Here is a 12,650-nt window from a genome sequence, read left to right as displayed (position 1 = left end):
AAGTTCAAATCAGCTATAACTAAAGATGTAGCAGTTAACAGTAACTTTATATTCAGCAGTATTATTTGATTGAGCGATCCTTATTAAACACCTTCAGCGCAACCATAACAGTGAAGCAAATCATAACAGTTTGGATAAACATAGATCCATTTTCCTTACAATCACGCCTCACGGTTGGTATTGCATCATTTTCAGCTTTGGTATTAGGTAGTCTTGCTACATGGACTAGTTGGAAAATGCAGCAAATTTTAGTTGATGGTCATAAATATAATATAGAACAAATCGCCAAGCGCTTGCCGCAAGATGTACAAATTTATAGTGAAATGATGCAACCCGAAACTGGGTTGCAAAAGGCTATTAATAATTTGGCAAATACCAACACATTGTTATGGCTAAAAAGTCCTGATAATAAAATTTTAGTAAAATCTGCCACTTTGGATTTATTATCTGATACTACGGTAACTGATTTAATGTCTCTGACTAAAATGCCGATTAAACCACAAGTTTACAAAGTAAACCAAAGCTACTTTGTTTTATGTGGTAGTTCTGTGCAAGTGCAGGGTAAGTTACTGGGTGAGTTATTTGTAGTCAAGGATATTACCCGCGAACAGAAAATGTTTGTGGTAATGGTGCAGAGTTTAGGTATTACTAGTGGTTTGGCAATTATTGTTTTAACTGTTGCGATCGCATTTTATATTAAGCGTTCTCTGCAACCTCTGCGCCAGCTAAATCAAATGGCTTCTGTTATTTCCGCTGAAGATTTAGGAAAAGCACAGCTATATCTTGACAATGCACCCAGTGAAGTTAAAGAATTAGCTCAAACCTTAACCATGCTGTTATCACGCCTTTCGCAATCTTGGGAGCAAGAACGAGAATTTGTGAGTAATGTTTCTCATGAATTACGCACACCTCTAACGATTGTACATGGTTATTTGCAAAGCGTCTTGCGAAGGCAGAATAACTTAACTCAAACCCAACAAGAAGCTTTAGAAACTGCTGCATCGGAAGCTGAACGCACTATTCGCCTGCTACAAGATTTGCTTGATTTAGCGCGAGCAGATAGCGGTTACTTATATTTTCAAATGAAATCTTATGTGCTGAATGAATTGGTTGAAGAAGTTGTAATAATGGCAAAAAAATATAGCGATCGCACAATTACAATCGAGTCAGAAATTTATCCAATTGAGATCAAGGCAGACTATAGCCGTCTGAAACAAGTGTTATTAAATTTAATTGATAATGCTGTTAAGTATTCTGAAGCTGATACACCCATAATTCTTAAGTTAAATCAGCTTCAAGATAAAGCAATTATTCAAGTTTGTGATAAAGGTTATGGCATCCCCTTGCAACAGCAAGCACGGATATTTGAGAGATTTTACCGTGTAGATGAATCTCGCTCTCAGACTACTGGGGGTTCTGGTTTAGGTTTATCGATTGTCAAGACACTTGTAGAAGGTATGGGTGGTAGTGTAAGTGTGCAATCGAAGTTAGGGGAAGGGAGTATGTTTACAATCAATTTACCTACATATAGTAGTTCTATCTAATTGGTGAAAAGTAAAAGGGACTGGGGATTGGGGATTGGGTTATCAAATGAAAAATGATGTTTCAGGCTTTAACCTCAGTTTATAGATTCTTATGAACACCAAGGTTATTCAGCAGAAGTCAAAAAAGAATGTTTAGAAATGTACCTAAATGGTTTAGGATTCCGTGCAATTGAGTGAGTGAAAAAAGTAGATCATACTACTGTAATAAATTGGGTTAGAGAGCTTGGAAAGACGTTACCAGATTCACCTGAATATAATGAATGAGCAATGCTAAACCCCTACAGCTGACCATCGAAGAACGATTAATAAAAGGCTGAAACGACCTATTTTAGTATATTCATACCATGATTAAGTTGTACAGTACGTAAGTCCTAGAACCTTAATTTAGGTTATATAGATTCAAATAAAAAAGCGCCCCCTGTTACCAGAGGACGCTTTTTTAAATTGTAAAGACGCTATGGATAGCGTCTTAAGCTTATGATTAACCGTTGATAGCAGGAGCAGTTAGAGCTACAGGAGCAGAATCGCCAGCAGCCAAATCTAGAGGGAAGTTGTGAGCATTGCGCTCGTGCATTACTTCCATACCCAGGTTAGCGCGGTTGATTACATCCGCCCAAGTTGCAATCACACGACCTTCAGAGTCAATGATTGATTGGTTGAAGTTGAAACCGTTCAAGTTGAACGCCATTGTGCTTACACCCAAGGCGGTAAACCAGATGCCGATTACAGGCCATGCTGCTAAGAAGAAGTGCAGTGAACGGCTGTTGTTGAAGGAAGCGTATTGGAAGATTAGACGACCGAAGTAGCCGTGAGCCGCAACGATGTTGTAGGTTTCTTCTTCTTGACCGAATTTGTAACCGTAGTTTTGTGATTCGGTTTCGGTTGTTTCACGAACCAAGGAAGATGTAACCAAAGAACCGTGCATTGCACTGAACAAACTTCCGCCGAATACACCAGCTACACCTAGTTGGTGGAAGGGGTGCATCAAGATGTTGTGTTCTGCTTGGAACACGATCATGAAGTTGAATGTTCCTGAGATACCCAAAGGCATACCATCAGAGAATGAACCTTGTCCGATTGGGTATACCAAGAATACTGCGGTTGCTGCTGCAACAGGTGCAGAGTATGCGATCGCAATCCAAGGACGCATTCCTAAGCGGTAGGATAGTTCCCATTCACGACCCATGTAGCAGAATACGCCAATCAGGAAGTGGAAAACTACTAGTTGGTAAGGACCGCCGTTGTACAACCACTCATCAAGAGAAGCTGCTTCCCAGATTGGGTAGAAGTGCAAACCGATGGCGTTGGAGGAAGGTACTACTGCACCGGAGATGATGTTGTTTCCGTAGATTAAGGAACCTGCTACTGGTTCACGGATTCCATCGATGTCTACTGGAGGAGCGGCGATGAAGGCGATTACGAAGCAAGCGGTAGCTGCTAGTAGGGTGGGGATCATGACGACGCCGAACCAACCGATGTAGATCCGGTTGTTGGTGCTGGTGATCCATTCGCAGAATCTATCCCATACGTTGGCGCTTTCGCGACGTTGTAAGGTTGTTGTCATTGTTTTATAAGTGCGGTTAGTTATTTATGAATCAGGCTCGTTTGTCTTTGCCTGTGAAACTACTTTACACTGCTTTACAATTTTTAATCAACTTTTCTTACTTCAGTAAACCTGATGCAAGTTATTAGTTTTGCTTATTTAAAAGCAAGCAACGAGGCAGAATACGCCGAAGCTCTCTTTTATTATTTGGTTATATGGCTCTTTAAAAGGGCTACAAGTATTATTTGCCTACTCATCTGGGAATAATAGCTTTGTATATTACCGCTATTCTAGAAAAAACTAACCCTCAGCTTATCACTGGGGGCTTTTTTGTTTGGGGACTTCCAACTAAAAAAATATCCCATCGCTTTGGCAAGCAGGGGAAGCAGGGGAGGAAGAATCTAATGATCATCTTCGCTCCAAAATTGAATAATTTAATTTCTGGAAGTCCCCTGGCAAAATGGCATATCTCTAAATTAGAGGGTTGCTATGGTATTTGAGTAGGATACATTCCATGCGAAAAGTACTGACTTGCATTACCTCTGGTAGTTAGCCAGGGGTTTTTATTTAAATACTCAGTAAGGTTAAAACTCAGTCCCTTTGAGAGCGATCGCTCTTAAATCTTCTGCTGAGAGGTTTTTTTAGCGATTTTGATTTAAGTGATTCTATAATTCCCTGCTTTTCGGAATTCAATGAGAGATAGCAATCTTAATTCAACCAGGAAATTAACAATAAATATAAGCTTATATCAACAAGTAGAAAAATCAAGTACAACGAATTAACAATGACAGACGCTAAAAACGTAATCGATGGAAACCTAGAGGTTTGCTGTACTTCTCCCATGACTGGGTTTTACCGCGACGGTCTTTGTCGTACAGGTGGTCAGGATTTTGGATCTCACGTCGTATGTGCCCAAGTGACATCAGAATTTCTGGAGTTCACTAAATCGCAGGGGAACGACCTCAGTACAGCTGTTCCTGATTTTAATTTTCCTGGATTGAAGCCTGGCGATCGCTGGTGTTTGTGTGCTTCTCGCTGGCAAGAAGCTCTAGAAGCTGGCGTTGCTCCACCCGTAATACTTTCAGCAACCCATGCTAGAGCCTTAGAAGTGGTTTCCTTAGACGAATTGAAAAAACACGCCCTAACTTCGTCTTGATTGGGCAAATGACAAATGACCAATGATAAATGACAAATCAACTCACTGGAACTTCCAGAGGTAGTTCTAATACATTGGCAACCACAGCAATTAATTTCGTGGGGTCAATTGGCTTAGATAAATGCTGCTGAAACCCTGCTGAAAGAGCTTTTAAACGGTCTTCCTCTCGCGTGTATGCTGTTAAAGCGATCGCGGGGATATGTCCGCCTTTTTCTGGTTCTAAAGAGCGCAGCTTCCGAATTAGTGTATAGCCATCTTGCTCTGACATACCAATGTCGCTAATCAGGATATCTGGTTTTGCTTGTTCAAGTACTGCTAACGCTTCATCAACTGATCCTACCGCAGTGGCAAAAGCCCCATACTCCTCAAACATAAAACTCAGAAAGTTACGGGTATCTGTTTCATCATCTACAACTAAAACTCTTAATCCAGCAAGGGGCGTCGAAGCCACAGCAGAAGAAATTTCTCCTGTGGCTTCTCTACTCGCCCTATTACCCCTATTGTCTTGTAGCAGTGGTAGTCTGACAGTAAAAGTTGCTCCTTGTCCAGTGCCTAAACTCTGGGCAAATATTGCCCCCTTGTGCAGTTCTACTAGATGACGGACGATCGCTAGTCCTAATCCTAATCCATTGTGCGATCGCGTTGTGGTACTATCTGCTTGCCGAAAACGCTCAAATACTTTAGGTAAAAACTCGGAACTGATACCAATTCCTGTATCGATAACTTGAATTTGGGCGTACTGGGATTTTGAATTTTGAATTTTGGATTGTAGATTACTGCTTTTATTAGTGTCTAAAGAGTCTAAATTTTCACCATCAGATCCCAATTCCAAATCTGAAATCGAAAATCCCAAATATTTTGATAGCCTGACTTCGACCCCACCACCTTTAGGCGTAAACTTAATGGCATTAGTTAGTAGGTTCCAAACTATTTGCTGTAAACGGGCTGGATCGCCATAAACTGACCCTATGGAAGTATCCAGGACAGTATTTAACTTAATATCTTTTGGTTCTGCAAGGGGACGCACTGCTTCTAATGCTGCTTCCATTACGGAGATCAGATTCACCGCAGATACATTTAACCGCAACTGACCCCGGATAATCCTAGATACATCCAAGATATCCTCAATTAGTTGCATTTGAGATGTAGCGTTGCGTTCGATCGCCTCCAAGGCGCGGGAAGTGGCTTTTTCGTCAAGTTTCTTGGCGCGGAGGATTTTTGACCAGCCTAGCATCGAGGTTAGGGGTGTGCGGAGTTCATGCGAGAGAACAGCAAGAAACTCATCTTTCATCCGATTCGCTGCTTCGGCTTCCTGTCTTGCTGTCTGTTCTCGAATTACTTGAGCGCGGACTTCTTCTGCTTGCTTGCGTTCCGTAATATCTTCAAGGGTTCCCACATATCCCACTAATTCCCCTTGACCGGAAAGCATCGGTGATGAGCGAACCTGAACCCAACGATCGCTACCATGAGCAGTTTGAAAGCGAAACTCTTCTGAATAGTCGCGACCTTCACGAATGTAGGTAGACCAGCTAGCAACTGCTCGTTCTTTGTCTTCTGGATGAACAGATTCCAGCCATCTTTTTTCTAAACTCTCTGCTGCTTTCAAACCACAAATTGCCTGATAGCGAGGATTAGTATACTTACAGCCGCCTTCAGTATCAATTTCAAAAATGCCAACGGGTGAGCAGGTACTTAGCGATCGGAATCGTTCTTCACTTTGCCTGAGTTCTGTATTGACAGCTACTAATTGCGCTGCTTGTTGCTTGACGGCTTCTGTTTTCTTAAATAGTTCTACGAATACTATGACTTTAGAAGTCAGGATATTGGGGTCTAGTGGTTTAAGCAAATAATCAACTGCACCCAAAGCATAGCCTTTAAACAGCATTTGGTCGCTGGTGCTAAAGGCGGTGAGAAAGATAATTGGAGTGTGACGCGATCGCCCTCGATTGCGAATCAAGGTAGCAGTTTCAAAGCCATCCATCCCTGGCATTTGCACATCTAGCAAAATCACTGCAAAATCTTGATGCAGCAGACACCGCAAAGCTTCTTCCCCAGAAGTAGCTCTCACGAGATTCTCCCCTAGTTTTTCTAGGATTGCCTCTAGTGCCAGCAAATTTTCTAGTTTATCATCCACGAGGAGGATGTTGACTTTGGATTCCATCTGCATCGGTTTATTTCTGTGATAAGTGACAAAGCTTGACCATCTGGGAAGCAATGTTTGAGAGTGTCAAAATCCAGTCTACTGTAACAGCAGAAATTGCTGCCTCTGGCATAATATCGCTCTCTGCTGTGGCAGGTTCTTGCACAATAGTAATTCCTCCCCGCTCTTTTATTTTCTTAAGACCTTGCATACCATCTTGGTTTGCTCCTGTCAATATTACACCAATAACTTGCTCAGTGTAGACATCGGCTGCCGACTCAAACAGCACATCAATAGATGGTCTAGCATAAGAAACAGGCTCATCAGTTGAAAGGGCAAAGTGACCTGGTTCAACCAGTAAATGATAATCTGCTGGAGCTATGTATATATTTCCTGGTAGTATTTCGTCCTTGTCTTCCACTTCTCGAATTTTCAACAAAGTGGATTCTTGTAATAACTCCTGAAGTGTTTTGTTAGACTCTTTGTGGCGATGTTGCACGATCGCGATCGGTACAGGAAAGTCTACTGGTAAATTACCCAGAACGATTTTCAATGCAGATAATCCACCTAAAGAAGTACCAATTACCACAATTTTAAACGACACTTGTTTCGCCCTCACACCTACGGAATGTGTGTTACGTAAATAGCAAAGGCTCTTTCATACTGAATTCAGTCAGTGTTTTCTTGCTTCTTTGCCCTTACCAGTAACCCATGCTTAGGTGCAAAAATCATTGCTATGACAAACAACAAGGTTTGCAACACCACAATGCAACCCCCAGTTGCACCATCGATATGATAGCTGATGTAAGTCCCCATAACACTAGAAAATACTCCAGATGCCATTGCAATTAGTACCATGTGGTCGAAACGGTCTGTTAATAAATAAGCCGTTGCTCCCGGAGTAACTAACATAGCTACAACGAGAATAATTCCCACTGTCTGGAGTCCGGCGACAGCGGTTAGGGAGAGTAATGATAGTAAAATATAGTGAAGTGCTCCTGTGTTCAAGCCGATGGAACGTGCATGAGTAGGATCAAAGCAAAATAATAGTAAGTCTTTGCGTAAAATTGCTATTGTTACTAAAGTGATGACACTAATAATCACTGTTTGGATAATATCTTCATTAGAAATACCCAAGACATTCCCAAATAAAATGTGCGTCAAGTCTACGCTGCTTGGAGTTTTGGAAACTAGCACCAAACCAAGAGCAAAAAATCCTGTAAATACAAGTCCGATGACAGTATCTTCCTTAATTCTTGTCTTCGCTTTGATATAACCAATGGCAATAACTGAACCTACTCCAAAGACAAAAGCGCCCACGGCGAAAGGAATATTTAAAACATAAGCAATTACTACCCCAGGCATTACTGCGTGAGAAACAGCATCTCCCATCAATGCCCAACCTTTAAGGGTCATAAAACAAGATAAAACAGAACATACCACCCCAACTAAGGCACTTACACAAATTGCCTTCACCATGAATTCATATTGTAGGGGTGCAGTTAACCAGTCTAAAAATGCGAGAGTATTCATATTTTTAAAATTCTAATATCAGCAATATCAATTACCAATTTAAATTAATCGAATTCATTTTGATTGCCACGGATTATCTGACTTTTACTGAGAGATAAATCTCCAAGAGAACCACCAAAAGTCCGTGAGAGATTTTCTTCTGTGAAAACTTCGGATGTATCGCCATAAGCTAAAATAGTACGATTTATGAGTACTACTTGGTCACAGAAAGTTGTGATAGAAGCTAAATCATGGGTAGAAATCAAAATTGTATGACCTTCTTTTCGCAATTCCAGCAATAAGTCAATCATCGCTTTTTCTGTTTTGATATCTACACCAGTGAAAGGTTCATCTAATAGTAAAACTGTTCCCTGTTGTGCCAAAGCACGGGCGAGAAAGGCACGTTTTCTCTGTCCACCAGAGAGTTCTCCAATTTGGCGATCGCGCATCGACCACATTTGCACTCTCTCTAAACTCTCCCTCACGACACTTCGATCTTTCGCCGACGGAATTCGCAGTATATTCATGTATCCATAGCGCCCCATCATCACCACATCATGGACACTGACTGGAAAATTCCAGTCCACTTCTTCTGACTGTGGTACATAAGCAACTAAGCTTTTTTTTTGTACACTTTTTATCGGTAATCCATTAATCAGAACCCGCCCCGTGACTGGCTTCAAAAACCCCATAATCGCCTTAAACAATGTTGATTTACCGCTACCATTCATCCCCACTAAACCACTGATTGAACCTGCTTGGATTTGCAAAGAAGCACCATGTAAAGCAACTTTGCCGTGGTAAGCAACCGTCAGATTTTCGACATCAATAGAAATGGATTTCATTAAAAATTACCTCTAAAATTAATCAGTATTTTTTAGTGAGTGACTCCAGCCCTCTTGGTGAACATGTAATGTTTTCCAGAGAACAAAAAAGGACTCAAGTCCTTAATAAAAGCCAATTTTTAATAGTTATATTTATTCTCACATACTTGCTCACTTTTCCTCTAACCCCTGAGTTAGAGTAGTAATATTGAGTTCTAGCAACTTTAGATAAGTAGGTGCTAGTCCATCAGATGGAGACAGGGAATCAACGTAAAACACTCCACCAAACCTTGCTCCTGATTCTTTAGCTACCTGACGTTGCGCTCCGTCATTCACCGTACTTTCACAGAAAACGACAGGTATTTTATTTTTCTTAACTGTCTCAATGACTTTTTCTAGCTGTTTGGGAGTAGCTTGCTGTTCAGAGTTGACCGCCCAGAGATAAACTTCTTTCAAGCCATAATCACGGGTAACGTATGAAAATGCGCCTTCACAGCTTACCATGTAGCGCTTGTCTGCTGGAACTACCGACACGGCTTTTCGCAGTCTCTCATCGACTTCCTTAATTTTTTCGCTGTATGCTTTGGCATTGGTATTATAAGTCTCTGCATTCGCTGAGTCCAAATTAACTAATGCCTTGCGAATATTCTCTACGTATATCAAGGCATTTTGTGGTGACATCCAAGCATGGGGATTAGGTTTTCCTCTGTAGTCATCTTCCGTAATTTCTACAGGCTTAATTCCCTCAGTTAGAGTAACGTGAGGCACATTAGGGACGCTGTTATACAATTTCTGTGCCCAACGCTCTAAATCCAGACCATTATTTAAAATTAGGTCTGCTTTTTGCGCCCTCACCAAATCGCTAGGAGTTGGTTCGTAACCATGAATTTCTGCTCCTGGTTTGGTGATAGATTCGACAATCGCCTTGTCTCCCGCGACGTTTTGTGCCATATCTGCGATGACTGTAAAGGTGGTAAGAACTACTTTTTTATCTTTTTTTTCTAGATTACTGGTGGTAGTTGTACCTGGGTTTGGACTTAACTGTGGTTGAGAATTGGAGGTTGACGGGCTACACCCACCCAAACATAGCCCTAATAGCAGCCCAGATACTACAGCCAATTTTTGTCCGTACTGCGGTAGTTGCATCTGAAAGTTATTGATATTAAATCTCATTATAGCAATTTCATAATCTTCTCACTTTTGCCTCACTTTACCAGAAGGGAGATAAAAGTGAAAGAATATAGGAATCTGATTTGATTTATGAAAAAATCTAAGTATGTATAAGGTGTGTTATGCCACGCGGTAACACACCATAGCGAAAGCTTTGGTGCTTTTTATTTTTTATTTATAAACTGATTTGCATTATAGTGAAGCGTTTGGCATAAATTTTTACTGCTCACAACTTTTCAAACACCGTCTAAGACCTATGTAAATTCATTCCCGGAAATACAATGATAGACCGTACCTCTCTTTTACCTGTTTTCATTTTCATCGGAATACCATTAACCGTTTTATTCCTATACTTTGGGTTGAATTCTTCAGGGTTCTGCTTTGCCAAGATGCGTTATCTCAGCGATTACGAGAAGATTCAAGGAGCTTTCGATTTTCAAAATAAGCGAAACAAAATACCTGCAATAATTCCAGGGAAAAAAGAACAGCTTTATGACTACATCAGGTATAAGAGTTTTGATGAATATGTCAAACAAAATCCAGACTGCTGCTCTATCAATCCTGGTGGACCTTATGATCTTCCACCGCCTGACTTGTTAGATCGTATATTTGGATTTCATTCTGGCGATGCCATTGTTATTAACTTTAAGGCACGTTATTTAGATGAAAACGGTAAGCAAAGAATAAAAGAATATAAAGTTGAACATGCTGTGCAAAACTGCGGGCAGTTCAAGTGGTAACTTTTTCTATTAAATAACTCAAAAAAATTGGATAAAAATTAATGACATTCGGTCTGGGAGGAAAAATCATCACCTTTGCTCATAATAAAGGAACTCAGACTGATAGTACAGATACACTGCAAAATCTTGAGTTCGCCCAATTTAGCGATCGCATTCCCAATGAATGTAAAAAAACATTTCTGTTTCTTAAAAAAGGGTTAAGTTTTGACTTAAGCTTGATTCCTTCATTTTCTCATTTTAAGGGGCTTTTTGAGTGATTCAAATATTTTTGTTATTTACATCACAAACAAATATTTTACTATTGTGAAATAACTTACAGACAAATATGATTTTTCGGTTTTTTTTGTATTTCAAAAAATGCAAAAGTAAATACATTATGAAAATCTTTGTTTGTTAAACAACTAACCTTTAAAAGTTTAATATTTATTGTTTTGACAATTCATAAAAATTTACTTAAGCTAAAGGATAGGTTAAGCAAATCAACAAACGACAGCGATTTGATTTAGCTACATCAAGAATTGCTGTTGCAGACTATTGGCATAAGGAAATGAATCAAAACCAAAATTATTCCATGTAGGCAATTTAACTAGATTTGACTACAAAAAGCTAAGACATGATTAAGCGTATTGAACAGCGCAGATATTGAACAGAATTCGGTCAATTATGGATGGATACTTGTGGTGAGGTTAGTGAGTGTCCATCAATTATTGAAGTTTGACTAGCGATTTGAGATTTTTGATTAGGGTCTTCTAGTTTATATCTCGTCTGGGACGGAATAAATCGAAAAGATGCTCGCTAAGACTGCGCGATCGCCAATCCAAAATCCAAACTTGATTGCTCAAAGTGCAGTAGATATGTCCAGGAGAAGACAATGCTTGAGTATTTGACATCCTTGAACGACCACAATTTGCCCTATCCAGATACGATTCATCCTATCGTTGTCCACTTCGTAATTGCGATGGTGTTGTTTTCCTTTGTCTGTGATGTAATTGGCTATTTTACTGGTAAATCCGGTCTTTTTGAGGTGAGTTGGTGGAATATGTTAGTTGCCACGATCGCAATCTTCGTTGCAATTATTTTTGGTCAGTTTGAAGCAGGGTTAGCACAGCCTTACAGCCTAGCTAAATCGGTGCTGAATTTACATACGCTAATTGGTTGGTCGCTTTCAGGAATTATCACAGCGATTACAGCTTGGCGCTATGTAATTCGTGCCCGTAACCCGCAAAAAGTACCGATTTATTATTTGGGAGCCGGACTAGTTTTAACCCTAATAGTTGGCTTACAAGTATATCTCGGCGATGAACTTGTTTGGGTCTATGGATTGCATACCGTACCAGTTGTGGAAGCAGTAAAGGATGGTCTGTTGCGATGAACTCAGAATTGATTAACCAATTAACCGACTCTCTAGGCCCAAACGGATTACCTTACACAATTCCCATTCATCCCAACTTAGTCCATCTGACAATAGGTTTGTTCATCATTGCGATGACCTTTGATATTGTTGGTGTTCTGTTCCCCTTTGAAAAATGGGTCTTCAAATTTTTGGCAATTACTGTTGAACGTGACAACTTATTTGCTGTTGGTTGGTACAACATGTTGGCTGCCAGCATCATCACATTTTTCACAGTGACAGCAGGTTTTTACGAAATGCTGTTGGCAGCACCACCAGCTGATATGAAGAGTGCCTGGGGATTGCAGGCAATGGAAACTATGCTTTGGCATGGTGTGGGAGGTGTATTCTTATTAGCGCTGATTGTTGGCATGACCATCTGGAGAGCATGGCAGCGATTCGTTTGGGGCAAACAAGAATATAAACAGACAGATAGAGAAGTGCAATGGATCTATCTGCTTGCAGGCATAGCAATCATGTTCATTCTGTACATCCACGGCACACTAGGAGCGCAACTAGCCGCCGAATTTGGCGTACACAATACAGCAGATAATTTGCTGCGATCGCACCAAGACCTCAACACAACACTCAAATGAGTCATTAGTCAATTGTCTTTTGTCCTTTGTCATTT

General features: G+C 40.4%; 13 protein-coding genes and 1 pseudogene. 8 read left to right on the top strand and 6 right to left on the bottom strand.

Going from position 1 to position 12,650, the window contains the following annotated elements; genetic code table 11:
* Nucleotides 1-110: 110 nt before the first annotated feature.
* Together ACWATR_RS04140 and ACWATR_RS04135 are read left to right on the top strand one after the other, a co-directional pair.
* A complete protein-coding gene (locus ACWATR_RS04140; RefSeq protein WP_460329771.1) occupies nucleotides 111-1,544 on the top strand; it encodes a sensor histidine kinase in 1,434 nt (477 codons plus the stop codon).
* A gap of 75 nt (nucleotides 1,545-1,619) precedes the next feature.
* Nucleotides 1,620-1,802: pseudogene (locus ACWATR_RS04135) on the top strand (IS1 family transposase); the annotation flags it as partial.
* Between the two features lie 223 nt (nucleotides 1,803-2,025).
* Here ACWATR_RS04135 and psbA read toward each other — a convergent pair.
* Complete coding sequence (gene psbA / locus ACWATR_RS04130) at nucleotides 2,026-3,108, bottom strand: photosystem II q(b) protein (RefSeq protein ID WP_069068940.1); 1,083 nt, start codon at nucleotides 3,106-3,108, stop codon at nucleotides 2,026-2,028.
* A 251-nt stretch (nucleotides 3,109-3,359) separates the two neighbouring features.
* Here psbA and ACWATR_RS04125 point away from each other — a divergent pair, with 251 nt between their 5' ends.
* Both ACWATR_RS04125 and ACWATR_RS04120 read left to right on the top strand, forming a co-directional pair.
* Nucleotides 3,360-3,587, top strand: coding sequence for a hypothetical protein (locus ACWATR_RS04125; RefSeq protein ID WP_460329769.1), 228 nt, complete (start codon nucleotides 3,360-3,362; stop codon nucleotides 3,585-3,587).
* Nucleotides 3,588-3,871: 284 nt separating this feature from the next.
* Complete coding sequence (locus tag ACWATR_RS04120; RefSeq protein ID WP_460329767.1) at nucleotides 3,872-4,243, top strand: DUF2237 family protein; 372 nt, start codon at nucleotides 3,872-3,874, stop codon at nucleotides 4,241-4,243.
* A 37-nt stretch (nucleotides 4,244-4,280) separates the two neighbouring features.
* Here the strand turns inward: ACWATR_RS04120 and ACWATR_RS04115 are convergent, their stop codons facing one another.
* The 5 genes from ACWATR_RS04115 to ACWATR_RS04095 all read right to left on the bottom strand — a co-directional run bounded on the left by ACWATR_RS04115 (nucleotide 4,281) and on the right by ACWATR_RS04095 (nucleotide 9,892).
* Nucleotides 4,281-6,410 (bottom strand): hybrid sensor histidine kinase/response regulator, encoded by a 2,130-nt coding sequence (locus tag ACWATR_RS04115; protein ID WP_460329765.1) that lies wholly within the window; start codon nucleotides 6,408-6,410, stop codon nucleotides 4,281-4,283.
* A 4-nt stretch (nucleotides 6,411-6,414) separates the two neighbouring features.
* The gene (locus ACWATR_RS04110; RefSeq protein WP_460329763.1) at nucleotides 6,415-6,987 is read right to left on the bottom strand and encodes a chemotaxis protein CheB; all 573 of its coding nucleotides are present in this window, start codon (nucleotides 6,985-6,987) and stop codon (nucleotides 6,415-6,417) included.
* Between the two features lie 65 nt (nucleotides 6,988-7,052).
* Nucleotides 7,053-7,916: a metal ABC transporter permease gene (locus ACWATR_RS04105; protein WP_460329761.1), complete on the bottom strand. Its 864-nt coding sequence runs from the start codon at nucleotides 7,914-7,916 to the stop codon at nucleotides 7,053-7,055.
* Between the two features lie 44 nt (nucleotides 7,917-7,960).
* Nucleotides 7,961-8,740: a metal ABC transporter ATP-binding protein gene (locus ACWATR_RS04100; RefSeq protein ID WP_460329759.1), complete on the bottom strand. Its 780-nt coding sequence runs from the start codon at nucleotides 8,738-8,740 to the stop codon at nucleotides 7,961-7,963.
* Nucleotides 8,741-8,890: 150 nt separating this feature from the next.
* Entirely contained in the window at nucleotides 8,891-9,892 is a 1,002-nt protein-coding gene (locus ACWATR_RS04095) for a metal ABC transporter substrate-binding protein (protein ID WP_460329757.1), read from the bottom strand.
* A 278-nt stretch (nucleotides 9,893-10,170) separates the two neighbouring features.
* Between ACWATR_RS04095 and ACWATR_RS04090 the strand changes: the two genes are divergently transcribed.
* The 4 genes from ACWATR_RS04090 to ACWATR_RS04075 all read left to right on the top strand — a co-directional run bounded on the left by ACWATR_RS04090 (nucleotide 10,171) and on the right by ACWATR_RS04075 (nucleotide 12,615).
* A complete protein-coding gene (locus tag ACWATR_RS04090; RefSeq protein WP_460329756.1) occupies nucleotides 10,171-10,629 on the top strand; it encodes a hypothetical protein in 459 nt (152 codons plus the stop codon).
* Nucleotides 10,630-10,670: 41 nt separating this feature from the next.
* Complete coding sequence (locus ACWATR_RS04085) at nucleotides 10,671-10,886, top strand: hypothetical protein (protein WP_460329754.1); 216 nt, start codon at nucleotides 10,671-10,673, stop codon at nucleotides 10,884-10,886.
* Nucleotides 10,887-11,500: 614 nt separating this feature from the next.
* Entirely contained in the window at nucleotides 11,501-12,001 is a 501-nt protein-coding gene (locus ACWATR_RS04080; protein WP_460329752.1) for a DUF2231 domain-containing protein, read from the top strand.
* Entirely contained in the window at nucleotides 11,998-12,615 is a 618-nt protein-coding gene (locus ACWATR_RS04075) for a DUF2231 domain-containing protein (protein WP_460329750.1), read from the top strand. The genes ACWATR_RS04080 and ACWATR_RS04075 overlap by 4 nt, the downstream gene beginning before the upstream one ends.
* Nucleotides 12,616-12,650: the final 35 nt, after the last annotated feature.

It is taken from the genome of Nostoc sp. UIC 10890 (assembly GCF_054786515.1).
This window is presented reverse-complemented; position numbering and strand designations above follow the sequence as displayed.

Excerpts from the sequence above, each read along its gene's own strand:
- psbA (WP_069068940.1), bottom strand. The coding sequence starts at position 3,108 with ATGACAACAACCTTACAACGTCGCGAAAGCGCCAACGTATGGGATAGA.
- ACWATR_RS04120 (WP_460329767.1), top strand. The coding sequence starts at position 3,872 with ATGACAGACGCTAAAAACGTAATCGATGGAAACCTAGAGGTTTGCTGT.
- ACWATR_RS04115 (WP_460329765.1), bottom strand. The coding sequence starts at position 6,410 with ATGCAGATGGAATCCAAAGTCAACATCCTCCTCGTGGATGATAAACTA.
- ACWATR_RS04105 (WP_460329761.1), bottom strand. The coding sequence starts at position 7,916 with ATGAATACTCTCGCATTTTTAGACTGGTTAACTGCACCCCTACAATAT.
- ACWATR_RS04100 (WP_460329759.1), bottom strand. The coding sequence starts at position 8,740 with ATGAAATCCATTTCTATTGATGTCGAAAATCTGACGGTTGCTTACCAC.
- ACWATR_RS04095 (WP_460329757.1), bottom strand. The coding sequence starts at position 9,892 with ATGAGATTTAATATCAATAACTTTCAGATGCAACTACCGCAGTACGGA.
- ACWATR_RS04090 (WP_460329756.1), top strand. The coding sequence starts at position 10,171 with ATGATAGACCGTACCTCTCTTTTACCTGTTTTCATTTTCATCGGAATA.
- ACWATR_RS04085 (WP_460329754.1), top strand. The coding sequence starts at position 10,671 with ATGACATTCGGTCTGGGAGGAAAAATCATCACCTTTGCTCATAATAAA.
- ACWATR_RS04080 (WP_460329752.1), top strand. The coding sequence starts at position 11,501 with ATGCTTGAGTATTTGACATCCTTGAACGACCACAATTTGCCCTATCCA.
- ACWATR_RS04075 (WP_460329750.1), top strand. The coding sequence starts at position 11,998 with ATGAACTCAGAATTGATTAACCAATTAACCGACTCTCTAGGCCCAAAC.